We start from the raw sequence: 21,254 nt of genomic DNA, 5'->3' as shown, positions 1-21,254 counted from the left end.
CGGGTGTGGTCGGGGGCGTCCTTGCCGAGCATGGTGTGGTGGAGGGGGGGCGGCCGGCCCGAAGTCGAGTTGCCGCACGCTCAGGGTGGGGTCGCGGATCAGCCGGGCCCCCGGCGCCGTGCGAAGGGGCCCGCTCCGGCCTGCCGGTGCGCGGAGGGCCCTAGTTCCCGGCCACCGGCTGCCGGGTCAGCAGGGATCGCAGTTCTTTCAGCGCGGCCTCGGTGACGTCCGGCTCGTCGAGGACCAGTTGGTGCAGCACAAGGCCCTCCAAGGCGGCGAAGACGAGCCGGGTCAGGGCCGGGCTGGTGCCTTCGGGCAGGCTCTGGGACAGCTCCCTCTCCGTGGCCTGGAAGTACTCGTCGTACAGCGCGCGGATCTGCGGAAGGAGCTCGGGCCTGCGCCGGGATTCGAGCATGAGCTCGTACTGGAACGTCTGCATGGCCGGCTCGCGCGTGACCATGTCCGCCAGTCCCGCCGCGAAGTCCGCGATGTCGCCCGTGCCGGGCTCCAGGGAGCTCGTGCTCGCGCTGGTGCGCACCGCGTGTTCGAGGGCCGCCTCGATCAGCGCGTCCCGCGAACCGAAGTGGTGCACCACGAGCCCGTGCGTGACACCCGCCTCCTCGGCGACGGCGCGATAGGTGAGCTTGCGCAGCCCGCCCCGGGCCACCACGCGCACGGCCGCGTTGAGCAGGGCCTCACGGCCGGTCCCGTAGTCCACGCGCTTGCGGGGCCTCACGGGGGGCTTCTCGGAGGAATCGCTCATGGACGCGACCCTACCCGTGCGCCGGACCCGGCAGACCGCCGCGGAGCGTCACCGCTTCGGCGGGCGGATTCCGCGGAACTCCCAGTCGCCGCCGAGCGCGGTGGACAGCACCTCCTCCGATTCGGTGGGCTGCGCGCCGACGTCGGTGCGCACCGGGGCCGGGCCGGTGACGATGTGGTTGGTGAGCCTGCCGATGCCCTCGACCTCGACCTCGACGATGTCGCCGGGCTGGACGGGGCGGGAGCCCGCAGGGGTGCCGGACAACAGGACGTCACCCGGGAAGAGGGTGATGGTGCGGGCGATGTCGGCGACGAGGTAGTGCATGTCCCACTGCATCTCGTCGGTCGAACCGTCCTGGACGACCTCGCCGTTGACATAGGTGCGCAGGCGCTTGCCGTGGAAGTCCCAGTCGGTGACCAGGCCGGGGCCGAGGGGGCAGAGGGTGTCGGAGCCCTTGACCCGGAGCATCGAACCGGCATCGGTGTCACGGAAGTCGTGCAGGCCGTAGTCGTTGGCGATCGTGTAGCCCGCGATGTACTCGCCCGCCTCGGCCGGGGAGATGTTGCGCGCGGTCCTCCCGATGACGATGGCGACCTCGCCCTCGTAGTTGAGCCACTTGCAGCCCTCGGGACGGACGACGGCGCCCCCGTGGGAGTTGAGGGCCGAGGTCGGCTTGTGGAAGTAGGTGGGCGTGCCGGGGAGATCGATCCGGAACTCGTCGACCCGGCTGCGGTGGTTGAGGTGGACGGCGATCACCTTGGAGGGGACGACCGGGGGCAGGTGCCGCGCCTCCTCGGTCTTGACGCGGCGGCCGTCACCGGCGACCAGTTCGTCACCGTCGACGGTGACCTGGACTGCGGCGCCGTCGAGCAGGATGCGGCGGTACTCAGGCATGGGCGGACTCCTGTACGGGGGTGGGGGACGCGGTCCAGCCGCCCTCGGGGCGGTCGAACCAGAGGTGTGCCTGACCGGTGCCGATCGAGTTCTCGTACGCGCCGTACTGACGGGCCCTCGCCGCACAGGCACGTTCGCCGAGGGCGCCGGCCATCATCAGGTAGTGGAAGAACTTCGCCTCCGGCTTGTGCTTCCAGAACGCGTCCATGGTGTCCAGGACGCGGTCGTGGCGGCCCGCCTTGAACCAGGCGATCCGCTCGTGGTCGGCCTCGCGCGCCTCGGGGGTGAAGATGTGCGCCGGGTCGCTGGCCTCGTGGTCGCGCAGTTCCCTGAGCGGCCAGAACGTGTGCGAGAGGGCTCCGGAGGCGATCAGCAGCACGCGCCGCCCCGGGGTGGCGGCGATCCCGTCCGCCAGGGCCCGGCCGAGCCGCAGGTGGTCCTCCATGTCACCGGTCTGGCACACGCCGATGGTCACCCACCGCTTGTCGGGCAGGCCCTCGCCGAGGAACTTCCAGAGGTTGATGGTCGCGTAGTAGATCGGCAGGTACTCGTCGTCGATCGCGGTGATCCAGGTGCCGTGCTTGTCCGCGAACTTCTCGATGCTGTGGGCGAGTTCGGGGTCACCGGGGAAGTCGTACGGCATCCTGCACATCCCGCGCGGCAGTTCCTCCGAGGTGAACAGGCCCGCCCGGCGCTGCTGGGCGGTGACGACGAACTCGACGGTGGTGGCCCAGTGGGAGTCCAGGACGACGACGGTGTCGTAGTCGTCGCGCTCGAAGACGTCCTCGCGGAGTTGCCGCAGGCCGGTGACGAGGGTGATCTCCTTGCCCTCGTTCAGCTCCAGCCGGGTCTCCTCGGGCAGCACGATGGTGGGGACGTGGGCGAGGAGGCCCGCCCCGACGATCTCACCCATGGTCCCTCCAGCCGCCGGGGGCGGTCACGGTGTTCTTGACGTCGCAGTAGAAGTCGAAGCTCCAGGTGCCGCCCTCGCGGCCGACGCCGGAGAGCCGGGAGCCGCCGAAGGGGGCCCGCAGATCGCGGACGAAGAAGCAGTTGACCCAGACCGTGCCCGCGACGAGCCGCCCGGTGACGCGTTCGGCGCGCTCCGGGTCGCCGGTGGCGACGGTGGCGGCCAGAGCGAAGCGGGTGCCGTTGGCGAGGCGCACCGCCTCCTCCTCGTCGGCGAAGGTCTGGAGCGTGAGGACCGGGCCGAAGACCTCCTCCTGGACGATCTCGGCGTCCTGGTCGACGTCGGTGAGGAGGGTCGGCGCGTAGTACTGGCCGTCCCGCCGGTGGCCGCCGACGACCGTGCGGGCGCCGGCCGCCACGGCCCGCTGCACGAAGCCGTCGATCTTCTCCAGTTGGCGGGGATGGATGTTGGGCCCGATGTCGGTGGCCTCGTCGCGCGGGTCCCCCTGCTTCAGCGTGCCCGCCTTCTCGGTGAACCGCCGGGTGAACTCCTCGGCGACCGTCTCCTCGACGAGGATGCGCGTCGCCGCGAGACACACCTGACCGGCGTTGTCGAACTGCTCCACCGCGAGGTCCACCGCCAGGTCGAGGTCGGCGTCCGCGAACACCAACAGGGGTGACTTGCCGCCGAGTTCGAGGCTGAGGGGGGTCAGGTTGGCCGCCGCCGACGCCGCGATGCGCTTCGCCGTGGGGACCGAACCGGTGAAGCTGATGCGGCGCACGTCCGGATGCGAGGTCAGCGCGTCGCCGATCTCGGAGCCGTAGCCCTGGACGACGTTCAGGACCCCGGCGGGCAGGCCGGCCTCGGCGGCGATGTCGGCGAGGAGGGAGGCGGTCAGCGGGGACCATTCGGCGGGCTTGAGGACGACGGTGTTCCCGGCGGCGAGCGCGGGGGCGACCTTCCAGGTGGCCAGCATCAAAGGGGCGTTCCACGGGGTGATCAGGACGCAGGGCCCGGCCGGGTCCCAGGTGACGTGGTTGGTGTGGCCGCGCGTCTCGAAGTCCTCGTGGTCCAGCTTCAGCAGCCAGTCGGCGAAGAAGCGGAAGTTGTGGGCCACGCGCGGCATGACACCGTGCCGGTGCGACCTGAGGAGCGCCCCGTTGTCGGTCGTCTCGACGATGGCGAGCTCTTCGACGCGCTTGTCGACCCCGTCGGCGATCGCGTGCAGGATGCGGGCGCGTTCGGCGCGCGGGGTGGCGGCCCAGGCGGGGAAGGCGGCGCGGGCGGCGGCGACCGCGGCCTCGGCCTCGGCGGGGCCGCCCCGGGCGATCTCGCCGAGGACACCGCCGTCGATGGGCGAGTGGTCGGTGAACGTCCCGGCGGAGGCGACGCGTTCGCCGCCGATCCAGTGCCGGGTGTCGACCCGGACGCCGGCGACTGTGATGGCGCTGCTCATGATCCGACCTCCGTCGACATTCCGGACTCCAGCAGTCGTCCGCCGTCCCACACCACGCCGACCTGCCGGTAGTACGCGGCGATCGGTTCCCGGATCTCCAGCCGGGCCAGTTCCTCGGTGGGCGCCTCGAACAGCTCCAACTCCGCGTCCCCCACCCACGGTTGGCCTCCTTCGAAGGAGGCGGCACCGGACTCGATCAGCTCGTCGAGCGCCAGCCCCTTGCCCTTCTCGATGGAGGGCAGCCAGCGGTGATGGGCCATCGGGTGCCCGTTCACGAACCCGTTCGTCTCGGCGGGCTCCCGCAGCGTCACCACCGCCTGGGCGAGGCGCCGGTCGGCGGCGGCGAGCGTGGCGCCGAAGCGGGCCCCCGCCTCGATGCGCGGGGCGGGCCCGTAGGGGTGCGGGCGGGTCTGGTGGATCGAGCCGAGCTTCTTCGGGTAGCCCTGGTGCAGGCCGCGCGCGATCGCGAAGTCCTTGTCGACCCAGATGTGGACGCAGCGGGAGTAGGTCCGTCCCCGGTACCGGCAGCGGACGACCGCGAACGCCTCCTTGTACTGCGAGAGCACGGGATCGAGCAGTTCCGCGCCGGACGCCGAGCAGGACTGCCAGTCGGCCCAGATCAGCGCGACCGCGCCTGGGTCCTCCTCGGCCAACTCCAGTGGTTCGGGCAGCAGTTCACGCACTCGCGCGGGATCGGTGCGGTACTCGACGGTGAGCAGGTCGCCGGAGTACCGCCAGGGCGGCGCGGGGATCAGCGACGAGGCTCCGCTCGCCGTCTTGGGGAAGAGGAATCCACGGACGGTGGTCATGATCAGCAAGGTCCTCAGGCGGTGGGAGCGGGTTGCTTGAGCAGTTCGGCGCGGTAGCGGGAGGCGGCGACCGCCGCGGCCTGGCCGCCGAGGGCGACGACGCCGGTCAGCCGGCCGCCGGTGTGGTAGCCGACGACGACGTCGCCGTCGAGGACGCCTTCGAGGACGCGCACGTCCTCCTTGCCGAGCGCCGGGGCCCCGAAGGACTGGAGGCGGAAGTCGTGCTGGTCGCTCCAGAAGGTGGGCAGCGGCGCGAACGGGGGCAGGCCGGCGGTCGAGCCGGTGAGATGGGCGACGAGGGTCTTCGCGGCGTGCTTGGCGGTGTCCGTGGGGATGCACCAGTGCTCCACGCGGCGCGGTACGCCGTCGTAGCGGGCGTTGGGGAAGCGGGCGACGTCGCCGACGGCCACCACCTCGGGCCGTCCGCCGACGCGCAGGTGCTCGTCGGTGAGGACGCCGTCGCTCAGGTCGAGGCCGTTGCCGTCCAGCCACTCGGTGTTGGCGACCGAGCCGACCGACTCGACCACCACGTCGGCGGGCAGGACGGTGCCGTCGCCGAGAGCGACGCCGGTGACGTGGTCGTCGCCGGTGAAGCCGGTCACGCCCGCGTCGAGGGCGAAGCGCACGCCGCGCTCTTCGTGGCGCTTCAGCAGGGCCCCGGCGAGGAGTTCACCGAGGGGGCCGGCCATCGGCAGGGGCAGCGGGTCGACGACCGTCACCTGCCGTGCGCCCAGGGCGACGGCGGTGGCGGCGACCTCGCAGCCGATGAAGCCGCCTCCGACGACGACCACCCGGACTGCGGGCCTGGTCAGGGCCTGCCGCAAGCTCTGTGCGTCGTCGATGGTGCGGACCGTGTGCCGGCCGACGAGCGGGCCGGGGCAGCTCAGGCGCCGGGGCCGCATTCCGGTGGCCACGACCAGACCGTCGTACGAAAGCGTCTCGCCGTCGTCGAGTTCGACGGTGTTCCGCGCGAGCCGTGCGGCGACGGCCTTGGTGCCCAGCCGCCACTGCACGTCGGCCACGCTCGCCCGGGGGCGGAAGGAGAGCGACGTGAAGGCGGCCTTGCCGGCCAGGACCTCCTTGGACAGGGGCGGCCGGTTGTAGGGCATGTGCGGCTCGTCGCCGACGAGCGTGATGGCCCCGGTCCAGCCGGCGGCCCGCAGTTGCTCGGCCGCGCGCAGGCCGGCCATGGAGGCGCCGGCCACGACGACGCGTGCGCTTCTCGGCGTCACGGTCAGTCCTCGATGCGGATGGCCTGGAGCGGACACACGTCGGCGGCTTCCTCGACCTCGTCGCGCAGCGCGTCGTCGGGGTCGGCGACGTAGGCCAGGCGGCCGCTGTCGTCCATGGAGAAGACCTCGGGGGCGGCGAAGACGCACTGGCCGTGGTCCTGGCACTTGTTCATGTCGACGACGACCTTCATGACCGGCCCTCCTATTCGTTTGGCTTCAAACAACGTAGGAAGCCGCTCCCCTCCGGTCAATACCTATCCATGTGGATAATTTTTTTCCGCACCCCTCTTGCCGGGCACCCCGGGTCCTCATACCGTTTGGCACCAAACAAGCCATCCGAGGAGACATCGGTGAGCGCAGCCCCAGACCCCAACCTCCGTCAGCACATGCAACGGCTCGCCGCCGAGGGCATCGACGTGGTGCGCGTGACCTATCCCGACCTCATCGGCACCGACCGCGCACGGGACATCCTGCTGGACCACCTGCCGTCGGCGTGCGCTCACGGCCTGGCCTTCTGCCGGGCCGTCTACCACACCACCCCCCAGGGCGACACGGTCCCCGTCCCCGGCGGTCTCGACGCCGGCCTGCCCGACATCACCGTGCGGCCGGACCTGGACAGCCTGCTCCCCCTCCCCTGGGAACCCGGCGTCGCCTCCTGCCTCGCCGACGTCACCGACCCGGCCACCGGCCTCTTCGCGCCCGAGTCACCCCGCGATCTGCTGCGCACCGTCCTCGACCGGTGCGCCGAGCACGGCCTGCGTCCGGTGGCCGGCCCCGAACTCGAGTACTTCCTCTGCGAGGAGGACCCGGCCTCCCCGAGCGGCTGGAAGCGTTACTCGGGCGCCGCCGGAGTCGTCTACACCGCCGGTCTGCGCGCCGACGGCGACAACCACCTGCTGCGCACCCTGCGCCTGCTGCGGGACATGAACATCGGCGTGACCGGCGGCAACCACGAGTACGACGGCGGCCAGTTCGAGATCAACCTCACCCACTCCGACGCCCTGTCGGCCGCGGACCGCGCCTTCCGCTTCAAGTCCGCGATCAAGGAACTGGCCCGCAAGGAAGGCAGACTCGCCACCTTCATGGCCAAGCCGTTCAACGACGCCGGCGGCTCCGGTTTCCATCTCCACCTGTCCTGCGACACCGAGGAAGGCGGCAACGCCTTCGACGACCCCGCCGGGCCGTACGGGCTGTCCGCCACCGCCCGCCACGCCGTCGCCGGCGTCCTCGCCCACGCCCCGGCCCTGGCCGCCCTGGCCAACCCGACCGTGAACTCCTACAAGCGTTTCGGCCCGGACACCCTCGCGCCCTGGCTGATCGACTGGGGCCTGGACAACCGCAGCGCCATGGTCCGCATCCCGCCCGAACGCGGCCCCGGTGCCCGCTTCGAACTGCGCCTCGGCGACGCCGGCGCCAACCCGTACCTGCTGATCGCGGGCACGATCGCCGCCGCGCTGCTCGGGGTGCTGGCCGGCGAGGAGCCCCCCGCCCCCTTGGAGGGGTACGGCTACGACACCGCCAGGTCGGCCGTGCTGCCCATGAGCCTGCCGGCCGCGCTGGACGCCCTGGAAGCCGACACCGACCTGACCGACGTCCTCGGCAAGGACTTCACCGCCTCCTACCTCTCCTACAAGCGCGACGAGACCGAACGCTTCGGGCGGCACGTCACCGACTGGGAGTTCACCGAGTACGCCTACCACCTGTGACGACTGGGAGCCCCGCGATGACGACCGAGACCCCGACCGCCGCCGTGACCGAGCCGATGCCGCTGGCGGACATCGACCTCGCCGACCTGGACAACTTCACCGACGGGATCACCCCGTGGCGCATGTTCCACACCCTGCGCCACCAGGACCCGGTGCACTGGCAGCCCGAACAGGCCCCCAACTCCGGCTTCTGGGCGGTGACCCGGCACGCCGACATCGCCCGCGTCGACCGCGACGCCGAGACCTTCACCTCCACGAGGTTCGTCAACCTCGAAGAGGTCGACGACGACCAGATCAGGACCCGCGCCTCCATCCTGGAGCTGGACGGCGTCCGCCACCGCGCCCTGCGCGGCCTGCTCCAGCGCCAGTTCGGCGCGAGCGTCATCGGCGGCTACACCGACTTCCTGCGCGGCCTGACCGCCACCACGCTGGACGCGGCGCTCGCCAAGGGGAGCTTCGACTTCGTCAAGGAGGTCTCCGCCGACTTCCCCATCAACGTCCTCGCCCGCCTCCTCGGCGTACCGCCGCAGGACAACCAGCAGCTCATCGACTGGGGCAACCGCATCATCGGCAACACCGACCCCGACTACGCCGACGTCCTGCTGGACAGCGCGGAGAGCGAGCAGTACCGGCACCTGCCCTTCCGCTCCCCCGCCTCGCTGGAGGTCTTCGAGTACGGCCGTGAGCTGGCCCGGCAGCGGCGCGGCGGCGACGGCACCGACCTGGTGTCGAAGCTGGTGAACACCGTCCCGAAGGACGGTGTGCCGCTCTCGCCGCAGGACTTCGACAACTACTTCCTGCTCCTCGTCGTGGCCGGCAACGAGACCACCCGCCACACGATCTCCCACTCCCTGCTGGCCCTCCTCCAGCACCCCGAGCAGTTGGCCCGCCTCCAGGAGGACCCGTCCCTGATCCCCGGCGCGGTGGAGGAGTTCCTGCGCTGGGCCTCCCCCGTCTACCACTTCCGCCGCACCGCGACCCGCGACGTCGAACTGGGCGGCAAGCAGGTCAAGGAGGGCGACAAGGTCGTCATGTGGTACGCCTCCGGCAACCGCGACGAGGACGTCTTCGGCGATCCGTACGACTTCGACGTCACCCGCGCCGCCAACGACCACGTCACCTTCGGCAAGGGCAGCCCCCACCTGTGCCTGGGCAACCTCCTCGCCCGCACCGAGATCCGCATCATGTTCGAGGAGTTCATCCCGCGCGTCGCCGGCATCCGGCTGACCGGCGACGTCCCGCGCGTGCGCTCCAACTTCGTCAACGGCATCAAGAAACTGCCGGTCGAGGTCACGCTCGCCTGACCCCGGACGAACAGCACCGCTCCCGCCCCCTGGAGGATCACCACGATGACCGCTCCCCGCATGCAGCTCGTCCTGAGCGAGAACTGGACCATGACCGCAGGCCGCGCGGACCTGCCGGCCGTGATCCGCTGGGCCCGCGAGGCCGAGGACGCCGGATTCGACTCCGTCATGATCAGCGAACACATCGTGCTCGGCCCCGACGCGGGCGCGGCCGGCGTGATGGGCAACCCCCGCGACTACGCCCTGCCGGGCAACCAGGACCCCCGCACCCCGTGGCCCCACTCGCTCGTGCTGCTCAGCGCGATCGCCGCGGTCACGGATCGCCTGCGGCTCGCCGCGTCGGCGGTCATCGCTCCCCTGCGGCACCCCCTGCTCCTGGCCCGTGAGCTCGGCACCCTCGACCTCCTCTCCGAGGGCCGGCTGACCGTGCTGCCCAACGTCAGCTGGAGCCGGGACGAGTACGCGGCACTCGGCGTCCCGTTCTCCCGGCGCGGCAGGCTCCTCGACGAACACCTGGAGATCTGGGCGAAGTTGTGGGGCCCCTCCCCCGTGTCCCACGAGAGCGAGCACTACCGCTTCCAGGACGTCTACTTCGAGCCCAAGGCACACCGGCCGGACGGCCCCCGGCTGTGCTTCGGCGGCGCGGGCATGCACGACGCGATGGTCCGCAGGATCGTCCGGTACGGCCACGCCTTCAACCCGCTGGGCAAGGTGACGCCCGAGCAGATGCGGACGCTGGCGACCGCCCTGGCCGCCGCGGGCCGCGACATCGCCGACCTGGAGATGATCGGGAGCACCCGCGCCGTCTTCCCCGACGACACCTCCTGCGCCGACCTCGCGCAGGCCCTCGAAACCGTCCCCGAGCAGATGGCCCAGGGGTTCACCACCTTCTGCGTCAAGCCCTCGCAGTTCACCGACGACCCGAACGGGGTGGGCGCGTTCTGCCGCGAGGTGATGCGCCGCGTGGAGTCCCTGACCGCCTGACGGCGCCGGCCGAGGTCCCGCGTCGCGGCCCGGACGGCTCGATGTCACTCCTCGGCCGTCATCGCTCCCAGTCGGTCTCGCAACTCCGTCACCAGGGCGGACAGGTCCGGGAGAGCGGCGCAGGCGCCGTAGACGTAGAAGTCGGGGCGGACGAGGACGGCGGCGGCGCCGTTGCGTGCCAGGTAGGGGAGGTAGACGTCGTCGGTGTCCAGGACCGCGTCCTCGCGTGGGGTGGCGGAGGGCGGGAGGAGCTGGACGACATGACAGCCGACGCGGCGCAGGAACCGTGTGGCGGCGGCGGAGAGGAAACGGTGGGGGTCGGCGGCGCAGAGCAGGACGAAGCCGCGGCCGACGACGTCGTCGAAGCGACCGGTGCGGCCGGCGGTGACCCGGCCCTGGGGCATGAGTTCGCCGGCCGGGGCGACGGCGGTGCCGTCGGGGCCGCGGCGGATCAGGCCGGAGTCGAGGGGGTTGAAGAACATCCGGGGCATCGTCCGCTCGCCGGAGAGCAGGGCGGCGTCGCGGCGGGCGGCCTCTTCGGGGTCGGTGAGGGTGATGGCCTCGCCCATCGCCATCGACAGGCCGGTCATGTGCCGGACGTGGGGCTCGCGTTCGCCCTGATAGCTGTCGAGCAGGTCGTCGGGGGCCTGTCCGCCGAGCACGAGGTCGAGTTTCCAGGCCAGGTTCGCGGCGTCCCGGATGCCGGAGCACATGCCCTGTCCGGCGAACGGCGGCATGAGGTGCGCGGCGTCCCCGACGAGCAGCAGACGCCCCCCGCGCCACCGGTCGGCGCAGCGTGCCCGGAACGTGTACACCATGTGCCGCACCAGGTCCGCGTTGTCCGGCGTGATGCCGAACGGGGCCATCAGCCGCCACGCGGTCTCGGCACGGCCCAGCAGTTCCCGGTCCTCGCCCGGCATCCGCATGAACTCCCACCGGCGGTGCCCCTGCCCGCCCGCGACGAGAGTCGTCGGCCGGGCCGGGTCGCAGATCTGGAGGTTGTTCGGCACGAACGTGCGCGGCGTGCGCGGGACGACGTCGCACAGGAGCCAGTCGCCGTCGGGGCCGAGGTCGGTCGTCGTGGCGCCGATGTGCTCGCGGACGAAGCTGTTCGCCCCGTCGGCGCCGATCACCCAGCGCGTGGTGAGCGGTTCCCGGCCCTCCACCGACACCAGCAGGTGATCCCCGCGGTCCTCGATTCCCGTCACCGCGTGGCCGCGGCTCACCCGCAGGGTCTCCAGTCGCGCGGCCCGGTCGGCCAGGGTGGCTTCGAGGGTGGGCTGATGGATCATCAGCGACCGGGGCCAGCCGGACTCGGCGGGCACGTTCGGCGCCTCGTACCGCAGCAGTACCTCACCGGCGGCGTTGTGGAACTCGTACTCCTCGGCGGCGTCGCAGATCTTCGGCAGGGCGTCCCCGAGCCCCGCGGCGGCGAACAGCCGCGCGGTCTCGCCGTCGATGTGCACGACGCGGGGGAACGGATACGGCTCACGGTGCCGGTCGAGGGCCACGACCCGCCGGCCGCGCTGCGCGAGCAGGATGGCCGTGGTGAGACCGGTGGGCCCGCAGCCGACCACCACCACATCGATGTCGGTCATGGTCCTCACCTCTCGTGGAAGAGCCGGTCGAGCAGCAGCAGGGCTTGGCCGGGATTGAGCCGGGGGTCGCACAGGGAGCGGTAGCGCAGCCGGAGATCGGCCTCCTCGATCCCGCCGCCGACGCACTCGGTCACGTCGTCGGCGGCCAGCTCCAGATGCAGGCCGCCCGGACGGGCGCCGCACTCGGTGAGCAGGTCGTGGAAGGTCCGGGCCTCGGCCACCATGTCGGCCAGCCGCCGCGTCTTGACACCGTTGTCGAGGCTGAAGGTGTTGCCGTGCGACGGATCGCACAGCCACACGGCGGGATGGCCTGCGGCCAGGACGGCCGTGACGACCGGCGCCAGCCTGGTCCGCACCTGCGCGCGGCCCAGTCGGGCGATCAGCGTCAGCCGGCCAGGACGCCGGTCCGGGTCGAGCACGGCGCACAGCCGCACCGCCTGCTCGGGCGTCGTGCTCGGCCCGATCTTGACCGCGACGGGGTTCGCCATCCCGGCCAGCAGCGCGACGTGGGCGTGGTCCGGTTGGCTGGTCCGGTAGCCGAGCCACGGCAGATGGGCCGAGGACAGATAGCGGCGGCCGTTCTCGAACCGGACCAGCGGTGCCTCGTAGTCCAGCAGAAGCGCCTCGTGGCTCGCCCACAGGGGATGCGGGCGCCGCGTCAGCCGGGAGAGCACGAGATCGCTCGCGGTGTACGCGCACAGCAGCCGCCTCGGGTCCGGCCGCCGTTCGGCGGGGTCGGGGCCGGCGGAGTTGACCGCGTGGCCCCGGAACGCCGGCAGCACCCGGCCGTCCACGACCTCGGTGGGGGCGGACCGGGGCTTGGCGAACTGGCCGCCGAGGCGCCCGATCCGCACGACCGGTCTCCCGGCCAGCTCGGCCATCCGGTCCGCGACGGCGTCGAGCACGTCCAGTTTGGCCTCGGTATGGGCCGGCGACAGCTCGTCGAAGCTCTCCGCGCAGTCGCCGGCCTGGAGCACCAGCGCCTCGCCCGCCGCCACCGCGGCCAGTTCGTCGGCGAGTCGCAGGGCCGTGTCCAGGCCGACGAGCGGCCGGGCCTCGGCCAGCCGGTCCCGGACGCCGGGCAGCGACGGGTGATCGGCCCAGCCGGGCTGCTGCGCGGCGGGCAGCCGCGTCCAGGGCGGGGAGAGGGCGACATCGGTCATCGGACAATACCCTCGATCTCCACCAGCAGGTCGGACCGGCAGATGTCCACGGTGAAGAACGCGATCTCGGCGTCGGGAGAGAACGCGGCGCCGCACAGCTCGCGCACGAGCTCCACGTGTTCCTCGTGCCGTACGTACACCTTGATCAGGTCCAGGTCGGTCAGCCGGTAACCGCGGGACAGGCCGTGCCGTGCGGTGTTCGCGTCGCCGATGACCTGGGCGATATTGCCCAGCGCGGTTTCGCACTGCCGCTCGATCAGGCCGTGGTGCACGGTCTCGTGCCCGATGATGCTCGCCGTGCCCGACACGTACAGGTGGCCGGCGTCGCGCACATGGGTGGCCCGCGAGAAGCTGGGGGATTTCGGACCGTAGCGCGCCGGGTAACGGTAGGCGGCTACTTGCCGCGGATTTTCGAGATGGGTGTGGACGTTTTCCCTGCGGCTCAGCGAATAGAATGACACGCCGTCCTTCGTGGCCCCCACTCCTGTTGCCGCGCACAGTTTCTCGTCCGGTATTCCCGAACGCTCGAAGGCCCGCGCTCTACCCAGGCAGAAATCTCGGTACGTCTCCATTCCCTCGGCGTTTTCCTCGTTGATCCGGCCGATGAAGTTCCATATTCGGTTCAGGTGCGGATAGCCGAGTTCGCGAATCGTGCGCAGGACGCCGAGATAGGCGTGTTCCGTCTGGTCGGCGTAGCGCGGCGCGGGCGGTATGCGACCGGCGCACAGCAGGTGCTCGCCGTCGTGGGCGTACCACACCTCGCCCATCCGACCGGCCTTGACCTGCTTGTTCGTGGTCCAGAACTCGGTGAAGCCGTCGCCGGCGGCGACCATGGGCAGCTCCAGCTCGATGCCGCCGTGATCGGCGACGAAGGGCGCGACCGGCGTTTCGCCGTATCCGATCGCCGCGAGTACATGTCTGCCCGGACGTTCTGTCGGTGTGTCCCCGGACTTTCGGAAAGCGATCTCCAAGGAATCGTGCATGAATGCGGTCACCCTTCAAGCGCTACCGAAACCAGCATTCCAAGCCGGCTTCTCGCATCGAAACGCTACACGCCCACTCGGCGCCCGACGGCCGCCTGCGAGTCTGAGCCGATCATTAGGGGTGGGATAGGGGAGGTACTGGGGAGATGGAGCTGCGGATTCATTGTTAGATGGACCGTATCGGGTGCGCAGCGTAAAGGACGTGATGAGGTGTTCCGTACCGAACTGGTCAAGCCACTGCCGGTGCTGCTCGCGGGGCATGCGGCCCGGCAGGGCGGCAAGGTCGCGTTCAGGGACGCCTGGCGCGCGGTCACCTACGCGGAGCTGGACCGCAGGACCGGGGTGCTCGCCGGGCATCTCACCCGGCTGCGGGTGCGGCCCGGCGACCGGGTGGCCATCCTGCTCGGCAACCGGGTGGAGAACGTCGAGAGCTATCTCGCGATCGTGCGCGCCGCCGGCGTCGGCGTGCCGCTCAACCCGCTGTGCGGCGGGGCGGAGCTGGCCTACCTGCTCGACGACTCCGGGGCGACGGTGCTGATCACGGATCCGGCACACGTGGACCAGGTGCGCCCGCTGCTGGCCGGCCGCCGGCACCTGCGGGTGATCGTCACCGGGGACCGGCCGTACGCGGGTCTGCTGTCCTTCGAGACGCTGTGCGCCACCGATCCCGAGACGCCCGCGAGGGACGATCTCGGCCTCGACGACGTGGCGTGGATGCTGTACACGTCCGGTACGACGGGCCGGCCCAAGGGCGTGCTGTCCACCCAGCGCAACTGCCTGTGGTCGGTGGCGGCGTGCTACGCGGCCATTCTCGGGCTGTCGGCGGACGACGAGGTGCTGTGGCCGACGCCGCTGTTCCACAGCCTCGCCCATGTGTTCTGCGTGATCGGGGTGACCGCGGTCGGCGCGAGCGCGCATGTCCTGGACGGACTGACGGCGGCCGACGTGCTCGACGAGCTGACGGCCCGGCCGTACACCTTTCTCGCCGGGGTGCCGGCCACCTATCACCAACTGGTGGCCGCCGCACGGGACATGCCGGCCCGGGACTGGGGGCTGCGGCGGTGTCTCGTCGCCGGGTCGGTGAGTTCGGCCGAGTTGCGGACGGCGTTCGAGGAGACCTTCGGGCAGCGCCTGCTCGACGGCTACGGCAGCACCGAGACCTGCGGTCTGATGGCCGTGAACTGGCCGGACGGCGACCCGGTGCCCGGCTCGTGCGGACTGCCGGTGCCGGGCCTCGACCTGCGCGTCGTGGATCCCAGGACCGGTGCGGACGTCGAGGTCGGGGCCGAGGGCGAGGTGTGGGTGCGCGGCCCCAGCCTGTTCGCCGGATACCACGGCCGGCCCGAGGAGACCGCCCAGGCGATGCGGAACGGCTGGTACCACACCGACGACCTGGCCCGCCGCGACGAGGCCGGCTATCTGCGCGTCACCGGCCGTATCTCGGAGCTGATCATCCGGGGCGGCGAGAACATTCACCCGTCGGAGACGGAGGCGGTGCTGCGCACGGTGCCGGGCGTCGCGGACGTCGCGGTGGTCGGCAGGCCCGACGACGCGCTCGGCGAGGTGCCGGTGGCGTTCGTCGTGCCGGCCGCCGACCGGCCGGACCCCGACGCCATGCTGGGGCGGTGCAGGGAGCGGCTGTCCGGGGCGAAGGTGCCGGAGGAACTGTACGAGGTGGCGGCGGTGCCCCGGACGCCGTCCGGCAAGATCATGCGCCACCGGCTGCTCACGGCACCGGCCCGGCTGTGGGCGGTGAACGCCGCGACCCACCGCGGACTGCGCGGAATCGGCCTGCGGGCACTGCCGGAGGTGCCCGCCGCCGTGCCGGGCGAGATCAGGACCGTCGGCGCCGGGGAACCGGACGGCACGCCGCACGACGCCGTGGTGCTGGTCGCCGAGGGCGGTGCCCGTACCGGCGAGAGCCGGGCCGCCGCTCTGCGACGGCTGGCCGGCTCCGTCGCCGCCGATGTGCGCGCGTGGCGGCAGGACGCGGCACGGCTCCTGGTGGTGGTACGGGGGTCCCGGGTCGACGCCGCCGCGGCGCGCGCGGCGCTCCGGTCGGCCGGCTCGCCCCAGGTGACGGTACTCGGGGTCGAGCCCGGCGACCCCGAGCCGCTGGCGGAAGCCCTCGGCGCGGGCGAGCCGGAGCTGGTGGTGCACCAGGGCGCCCTGTCGGCGCCGCGGGCCATCACCGTGCTGGCGACGCCGGGAACCGCACTCGGGCCCGTGGTCCTGCTGTCCGCCGTGGACACCCCGCTGAGCCGGTTGTTGACCCGGCACCTGGTCGAGGCACACCGGGTCCGTCAGTTCGTGCTGGTGGCCGGGGACCACGGCCTGGCCACGGAGATACGGCGGCTCGGCGCGCGGGCGGTGGTCGTACCCGACCTGGACCAGGCGCCCGAGGTGTCCGCCGTCGTCCACCTCGGCGAAGGGGATGCAGGGGACGACATCGACACGGTGTTCGCCCTGGACGAGTTCGCGCGCACCGCCGCCGTACGGCACTTCGTGCTCATCGGGCAAGGCACCGACGGTGATGTGCCGGCCGCGCTGGCCCGGGAGCGGCGCGCGTCCGGGCTGCCGGCCCTCTTCCTGAACCTGCCGGCGGCCCGGCTGTCGGACCGCCGGACCACCGACGCCTTCGATCTCGCGCTGGGCCACGAGGAACCGGTCCTGGTCGCCGGGTCCGGCGACTGGGCCGTGGAACCGCCGCGGCGGGGCGACTTCGCGGCGCGGCTGCGTGACACGCCGCCCGGACAGCGCCCGAGCCTGGTGCTGGACATGGTGCTCGCCCAGTGCGCCGCGGTACTCGCCGACCCGTGCCGACCCGACCGGGCACTGCGCGAGGCCGGTCTGACCTCGGTGGGCGCCGTCGCACTGCGCGACCGGCTCGCCGCCGAGACCGGCCTGTCGCTGGCGTCGTCACTGGTCTTCGACCATCCGACACCCGGTGCGCTGGCGGCCTTCCTCGACCGGCGGCTGGCCGGCGACGGACCCGCCGTGCCGTCAGGCCCGACGGCATCGACACACGAGCCGGTGGCGATCGTGGGGGTGGGGTGTCGTTATCCGGGCGGGGTGGAGAGCGCGGAGGGGTTGTGGGGGGTGGTGTCGGAGGGCCGGGACGTGGTGTCGGGGTTCCCGGTGGACCGTGGCTGGGATCTGGCCGGTCTGTTCGACGAGGATCCGGATCGCCGTGGTCGGTCGTATGCGCGGGAAGGGGGGTTCCTGCATGAGGCGGGTTTCTTCGACGCGGGGTTCTTCGGGGTCGGTCCGCGTGAGGCGTTGGGGATGGATCCGCAGCAGCGGTTGTTGCTTGAGGTGTCGTGGGAGGCGGTCGAATCCGCGGGCATCGACCCGCTCTCGCTGCGCGGCAGCCGCACCGGCACCTACACGGGGCTGATGCGCAACGACTACGGACGCCTGCCGAGCCCGGCGACGAACGAGGTCGAAGGGATGCTGGAGACCGGTTCGGCCGGCAGCGTCGCCTCCGGCCGCGTGGCGTACACGCTCGGTCTCGAGGGCCCGGCGCTGACCGTGGACACGGCCTGCTCCTCCTCCCTGGTGGCGCTGCACCTGGCCGTGCGCTCCCTGCGGTCCGGCGAGTGCGACATGGCCCTGGTCGGCGGCGCGACGGTGATGTCGACACCGATGACGTTCGTCGAGTTCAGCCGCCAGCGCGGCCTGTCCCCCGACGGCCGGTGCAAACCGTTCGCGGCGGGCGCCGACGGCACCGCCTTCGGCGAGGGCGTCGGCGTACTGGTGCTGGAGCGGTTGTCGGACGCGGTCCAGGCCGGCCGCAGGATCCTCGGGGTGATCCGGGGAACAGCGATCAACCAGGACGGCGCCTCCAACGGACTGACCGCACCCAGCGGCCCCGCCCAACAACGGGTGATCTGGGAGGCACTGTCCGACGCCGGACTCAAGCCGGACGAGATCGACGCGGTGGAGGCCCACGGCACCGGCACCACCCTGGGCGACCCCATCGAGGCCCAGGCGTTGCTGGCCACCTACGGACAAGGCCGCTCCCAACCACTCCGTCTGGGGTCCGTGAAGTCGAACATCGGCCACACCCAGGCGGCGGCCGGCGTCGCCGGAGTGGTCAAGATGCTGATGGCATTCACCCACAACATCCTCCCCCGAACACTGCACATCGACGAACCATCCCCCCACGTGGACTGGTCACAGGGCTCGGTGGAACTGCTCACCGAGAACACCCCCTGGCCGACGACCGGACGACCACGCCGGGCCGGAGTGTCCTCGTTCGGAGTCAGCGGCACCAACGCCCACGTCATCATCGAAGAACCACCACCCTCACCGCAGCACGACAGGGAGGGCGCCGAACCGGCCGTCGTGCCCTGGCTGCTGTCCGCGAAAACACCCGAAGCACTGCACGCACAGGCATCGAAACTCACCGCCTTCCTGACCGCACACGAGGAACTACGGCCCAGCGACATCGCCTACTCACTGATGTCCCGCACGGCGTTCGAGCACCGCGCGGTGGTGATCGGCGGCGCGAAACCACCGGCCGGACTCGACGGGCCCGACGTGGTGCGCGGTGTCGCCGCCCCGGTGGCTCCCCGGGTGGTGTTCGTCTATCCCGGCCAGGGAAGCCAGTGGATCGGCATGGGCGAGGAACTGCTGGCGACGTCCGAGGTGTTCGCCGAGTGGATGTCCCGCTGCGACGAGGCGCTGGCGCCCTGGTGCGGCTGGTCGTTGCTCGATGTGATCCGCCGCGCCGACGGCGCCCCGTCGCTGGACCGGGACGACGTGGTGCAGCCGGTGCTCTTCGCGGTCATGGCGTCGCTGACGCAGGTATGGCGCGGTCTCGGCGTCACACCGGCCGCGGTGGTGGGGCACTCCCAGGGGGAGATCACGGCCGCCTACGCGTCGGGGGCGCTGACGCTGTCCGAGGCCGCGCGGATCGTCGCGGTCCGCAGCCGGGTCCTGCGTACCCTCGCGGGCCGGTCCTCCCTGGCCTCGGTCGGGCTGTCCGTCGAGGAGGCCGCCGAGGTGCTGCCGTCCACGGTGACGGTCGCGGCGGTCAACGGCCCCTCGATGGTGACCGTGGCCGGTACCCTCTCCGACCTCGACACGGTGCTCGCGCGGTGCGAGGAGCGCGGCGTGCCGGCGAAGACCGTGCCCATCGACTACGCCTCGCACTCCCCGCAGATCGAGGAGATCCGCGACCGGCTGCTGGCGGAACTGGGCCCGGTGCGAGCACGCGACACCGACGTGCCGATGCTGTCCACGGTAACGGGCGACTGGGTGTCCGGCGGCGAGCTGACCGAACAGTACTGGTACCGCAACCTGCGCGAGCCCGTCCTGTTCGCCCCGGCCGTGACCGCCCTGGCCGAGTCCGGGCACCGGTTCTTTCTCGAGGTGTCCGCCCGTCCCGTGCTGTCGGGAGCCATCGTCGCCGCGCACGACGTGACGGCGGTCGCCACCCTGCGCCGGGGGGACGCGGGGCTCGCGCGTCTGCTCACCGCGGCGGCGGAACTGCACGTGGGCGGCGTGGACATCGACTGGGCCGCTGCCTTGCCCGGCGCGGTGAAGGTGCCCGTTCCGACCTACGCGTTCCAGCGCGAGCACTACTGGCTCGACCCCGCCCCGGCCGCCGACGACGGCCGGTTCTGGGAACTGGTGCGGGAGCGGGGCGGCCGGCTGTCCGGGCCCGAGCGGGACGCCTTCGAACTGCTCGCGCCGAGGCTGCGGGCGTGGCGCGACGAGTGGGCGGCCGAGTCCACCGTCGACGCGTGGCGGCACCGGATCGCATGGGTCCCGGCGACCGGCACGCCGGGCCGGACCGGGCACTGGACGGTGCTGGTGCCGCCCGGTCACGGCCCGCTCACCGGCCTCACCGACGCCGTCTCCCGTCGTGGCGGCACCGCGACCGTGCTGGAGGTGGATCCACGCCGGCCGGATTTCCGCGCCCTGCCCGCCGACGGCGCGGGGAAGGTGCTGTCCCTGCTGGCCCTCGGCGACGGACTCGACTCCGAGCAGCCGCCGCCCGGCTTCGCCGCGACCGTCGAACTGGTACAGGCCCTCGGCGGCACCGAACTGTGGTGTGTCACGGCCGGTGCCGTGGACGACACGGTCTCCCCCGCACAGGCGTTGCTCTGGGGACTTGGACGGGTGGCGGCGGCCGAGCACCCGGAGGTGTGGGGCGGCGTCGTCGACATGCCGACGGCTCCGACCGCCGCCGACCACCTCGCCCTGGTCGACGCGATCAGCGACCCGGCCGGGGAGAACGAGTTCGCCGTGCGCGGCGGTGCCGTGACCACCAGAAGGCTGCGGCGCGCCCCGCTGTCCGCGACGCCGGTGGTGCGGTCCTGGCGTCCCCGGGGCACCGTCGCGATCACCGGTGGTACCGGTGCGCTGGGCGGCCATGTGGCCCGGTGGCTCGCCGCGACGGGCGCGGAGCACCTGCTGCTGCTGAGCCGTCGCGGTGAGGCGGCGCCAGGAGCGGCCGGCCTGGTCGCGGAGCTGACCGCCACCGGCACCAGGGTCTCCGTGGCCGCCTGCGACATCGGCGACCGCGACGACCTGGCGGCGGCGCTGCGCGGGCACCGGCTCGACGCCGTCGTCCACACGGCGGCGGAGCTGGACGACACCACGCTCGGCCGGCTGACCCGCGACCGTATCGCCCGCGCGCTCAGGGCGAAGGCGCTGGGCGCGGTCCATCTGCACGAACTCACCCGGGACCACGACCTGTCGGCCTTCGTGATGTTCTCCTCGATCGCGGCGGTCTGCGGACTGCCGGGGCAGGCCAACTACGCGCCCGGCAACGCCTTCCTCAGCGCGTTCGCCGAGTACCGCCGCTCCCTCGGTCTGCCGGCGACCGCGATCGAGTGGGGACAGTGGACCGGCGACGGCATCGTCGCACCGCGTGCCGAGCGGGAGCTGCGCCGGGCCGGTCTGGTCCCGCTGCCCGTCGGACCCGCGATCCGGGCCCTCGCCGCCTCCCTCGACCGTGCGGAGACCCGGATCGCGGTGGTCGACGCGGACTGGTCCGCGCTCGGGCCCACGCCGCTGCTCGCCGGCCTCTCGCCGACGGCCGAAGCCGCCGGACCACCGGAGAATCCGCTGGCGCGGTGGGCGGACGCGCCGGAGAAGGCCCAGCGCCGGGCGGTGGGGACCCTGGTCCGGGACTGTGTCGCCGCGTCGCTCGGCCATCGGTCCGCCGACGCCGTGGACGACGCGCGCAGCTTCCGTGACCAGGGCTTCGACTCACTGGGCGCGGTGGACCTGCGCAACCGTCTGAACCGGGCGACAGGACTGAACCTCCCGACCACCATCGTGTTCGAGCACCGCGATCCCGCGCGGCTCGCCGACCACCTGTGGTCCGCCCTGTTCGCCCCTCAGCCGTCCGCGTCGGACGGTCTCGACGCGCTCGACGACAGGGAAGTCGCCGAACTGCTCAGCCGAGAGTTCGGCATCTCGTGACCAGTAGGGGGC

Annotated in this window: 14 protein-coding genes; 4 read left to right on the top strand and 10 right to left on the bottom strand. The window is 72.2% G+C overall.

Features of this window, described 5'->3' with window-relative positions:
* Positions 1-160: 160 nt before the first annotated feature.
* From IAG44_RS38995 to IAG44_RS38965, 7 genes are read right to left on the bottom strand one after another with little or no spacing between them, the layout of a single operon-like run.
* Positions 161-763, bottom strand: a complete 603-nt coding sequence (locus tag IAG44_RS38995; protein WP_187751774.1) for a TetR/AcrR family transcriptional regulator — start codon at positions 761-763, stop codon at positions 161-163.
* Positions 764-811: 48 nt separating this feature from the next.
* Positions 812-1,657 carry a fumarylacetoacetate hydrolase family protein gene (locus IAG44_RS38990; protein ID WP_187751773.1) on the bottom strand — a complete coding sequence of 282 codons (846 nt, stop codon included), beginning with the start codon at positions 1,655-1,657 and terminating at the stop codon, positions 812-814.
* Positions 1,650-2,570, bottom strand: a complete 921-nt coding sequence (locus tag IAG44_RS38985; RefSeq protein WP_187751772.1) for a 3,4-dihydroxyphenylacetate 2,3-dioxygenase — start codon at positions 2,568-2,570, stop codon at positions 1,650-1,652. The genes IAG44_RS38990 and IAG44_RS38985 overlap by 8 nt, the downstream gene beginning before the upstream one ends.
* A complete protein-coding gene (locus IAG44_RS38980; protein WP_187751771.1) occupies positions 2,563-4,023 on the bottom strand; it encodes an aldehyde dehydrogenase in 1,461 nt (486 codons plus the stop codon). Before IAG44_RS38980 ends, IAG44_RS38985 begins: the two co-directional genes overlap by 8 nt.
* Complete coding sequence (locus IAG44_RS38975) at positions 4,020-4,832, bottom strand: acetoacetate decarboxylase family protein (protein WP_187751770.1); 813 nt, start codon at positions 4,830-4,832, stop codon at positions 4,020-4,022. The genes IAG44_RS38980 and IAG44_RS38975 overlap by 4 nt, the downstream gene beginning before the upstream one ends.
* A gap of 14 nt (positions 4,833-4,846) precedes the next feature.
* Positions 4,847-6,064: an NAD(P)/FAD-dependent oxidoreductase gene (locus tag IAG44_RS38970; protein ID WP_187751769.1), complete on the bottom strand. Its 1,218-nt coding sequence runs from the start codon at positions 6,062-6,064 to the stop codon at positions 4,847-4,849.
* A 2-nt stretch (positions 6,065-6,066) separates the two neighbouring features.
* Positions 6,067-6,255, bottom strand: coding sequence for a ferredoxin (locus tag IAG44_RS38965; RefSeq protein ID WP_187751768.1), 189 nt, complete (start codon positions 6,253-6,255; stop codon positions 6,067-6,069).
* Positions 6,256-6,450: 195 nt separating this feature from the next.
* Here IAG44_RS38965 and IAG44_RS38960 point away from each other — a divergent pair, with 195 nt between their 5' ends.
* From IAG44_RS38960 to IAG44_RS38950, 3 genes are read left to right on the top strand one after another with little or no spacing between them, the layout of a single operon-like run.
* A complete protein-coding gene (locus IAG44_RS38960) occupies positions 6,451-7,770 on the top strand; it encodes a glutamine synthetase family protein (RefSeq protein WP_425508551.1) in 1,320 nt (439 codons plus the stop codon).
* Between the two features lie 17 nt (positions 7,771-7,787).
* Entirely contained in the window at positions 7,788-9,074 is a 1,287-nt protein-coding gene (locus IAG44_RS38955; RefSeq protein WP_187751766.1) for a cytochrome P450, read from the top strand.
* A gap of 45 nt (positions 9,075-9,119) precedes the next feature.
* Positions 9,120-10,058: a TIGR03619 family F420-dependent LLM class oxidoreductase gene (locus IAG44_RS38950; protein WP_223006826.1), complete on the top strand. Its 939-nt coding sequence runs from the start codon at positions 9,120-9,122 to the stop codon at positions 10,056-10,058.
* Between the two features lie 44 nt (positions 10,059-10,102).
* On the opposite strand, the gene mhpA is transcribed toward IAG44_RS38950, so the two are convergent.
* From mhpA to IAG44_RS38935, 3 genes are read right to left on the bottom strand one after another with little or no spacing between them, the layout of a single operon-like run.
* Positions 10,103-11,656 (bottom strand): bifunctional 3-(3-hydroxy-phenyl)propionate/3-hydroxycinnamic acid hydroxylase MhpA, encoded by a 1,554-nt coding sequence (gene mhpA, locus IAG44_RS38945; RefSeq protein ID WP_187751765.1) that lies wholly within the window; start codon positions 11,654-11,656, stop codon positions 10,103-10,105.
* Positions 11,657-11,661: 5 nt separating this feature from the next.
* The gene (locus tag IAG44_RS38940) at positions 11,662-12,819 is read right to left on the bottom strand and encodes a 3-deoxy-7-phosphoheptulonate synthase (RefSeq protein WP_187751764.1); all 1,158 of its coding nucleotides are present in this window, start codon (positions 12,817-12,819) and stop codon (positions 11,662-11,664) included.
* Complete coding sequence (locus IAG44_RS38935) at positions 12,816-13,802, bottom strand: FkbO/Hyg5 family chorismatase (RefSeq protein ID WP_223006825.1); 987 nt, start codon at positions 13,800-13,802, stop codon at positions 12,816-12,818. Before IAG44_RS38935 ends, IAG44_RS38940 begins: the two co-directional genes overlap by 4 nt.
* A gap of 210 nt (positions 13,803-14,012) precedes the next feature.
* Here IAG44_RS38935 and IAG44_RS38930 point away from each other — a divergent pair, with 210 nt between their 5' ends.
* Positions 14,013-21,242 carry a type I polyketide synthase gene (locus IAG44_RS38930; protein ID WP_187751762.1) on the top strand — a complete coding sequence of 2,410 codons (7,230 nt, stop codon included), beginning with the start codon at positions 14,013-14,015 and terminating at the stop codon, positions 21,240-21,242.
* The last annotated feature ends 12 nt before the right edge of the window (positions 21,243-21,254 follow it).

The organism is Streptomyces roseirectus (genome assembly GCF_014489635.1).
GTDB lineage: Bacteria > Actinomycetota > Actinomycetes > Streptomycetales > Streptomycetaceae > Streptomyces > Streptomyces roseirectus.
The sequence above is the reverse complement of the archived record's forward strand: the minus strand, read 5'-3'. Positions and strand labels throughout refer to the sequence as shown.

Bases quoted from the DNA above. Each gene is read 5' to 3' on its own strand.
- IAG44_RS38995 (WP_187751774.1), bottom strand. From the start codon at position 763: ATGAGCGATTCCTCCGAGAAGCCCCCCGTGAGGCCCCGCAAGCGCGTG.
- IAG44_RS38990 (WP_187751773.1), bottom strand. From the start codon at position 1,657: ATGCCTGAGTACCGCCGCATCCTGCTCGACGGCGCCGCAGTCCAGGTC.
- IAG44_RS38985 (WP_187751772.1), bottom strand. From the start codon at position 2,570: ATGGGTGAGATCGTCGGGGCGGGCCTCCTCGCCCACGTCCCCACCATC.
- IAG44_RS38980 (WP_187751771.1), bottom strand. From the start codon at position 4,023: ATGAGCAGCGCCATCACAGTCGCCGGCGTCCGGGTCGACACCCGGCAC.
- IAG44_RS38975 (WP_187751770.1), bottom strand. From the start codon at position 4,832: ATGACCACCGTCCGTGGATTCCTCTTCCCCAAGACGGCGAGCGGAGCC.
- IAG44_RS38965 (WP_187751768.1), bottom strand. From the start codon at position 6,255: ATGAAGGTCGTCGTCGACATGAACAAGTGCCAGGACCACGGCCAGTGC.
- IAG44_RS38960 (WP_425508551.1), top strand. From the start codon at position 6,451: ATGCAACGGCTCGCCGCCGAGGGCATCGACGTGGTGCGCGTGACCTAT.
- IAG44_RS38955 (WP_187751766.1), top strand. From the start codon at position 7,788: ATGACGACCGAGACCCCGACCGCCGCCGTGACCGAGCCGATGCCGCTG.
- IAG44_RS38950 (WP_223006826.1), top strand. From the start codon at position 9,120: ATGACCGCTCCCCGCATGCAGCTCGTCCTGAGCGAGAACTGGACCATG.
- mhpA (WP_187751765.1), bottom strand. From the start codon at position 11,656: ATGACCGACATCGATGTGGTGGTGGTCGGCTGCGGGCCCACCGGTCTC.
- IAG44_RS38940 (WP_187751764.1), bottom strand. From the start codon at position 12,819: ATGACCGATGTCGCCCTCTCCCCGCCCTGGACGCGGCTGCCCGCCGCG.
- IAG44_RS38935 (WP_223006825.1), bottom strand. From the start codon at position 13,802: ATGCACGATTCCTTGGAGATCGCTTTCCGAAAGTCCGGGGACACACCG.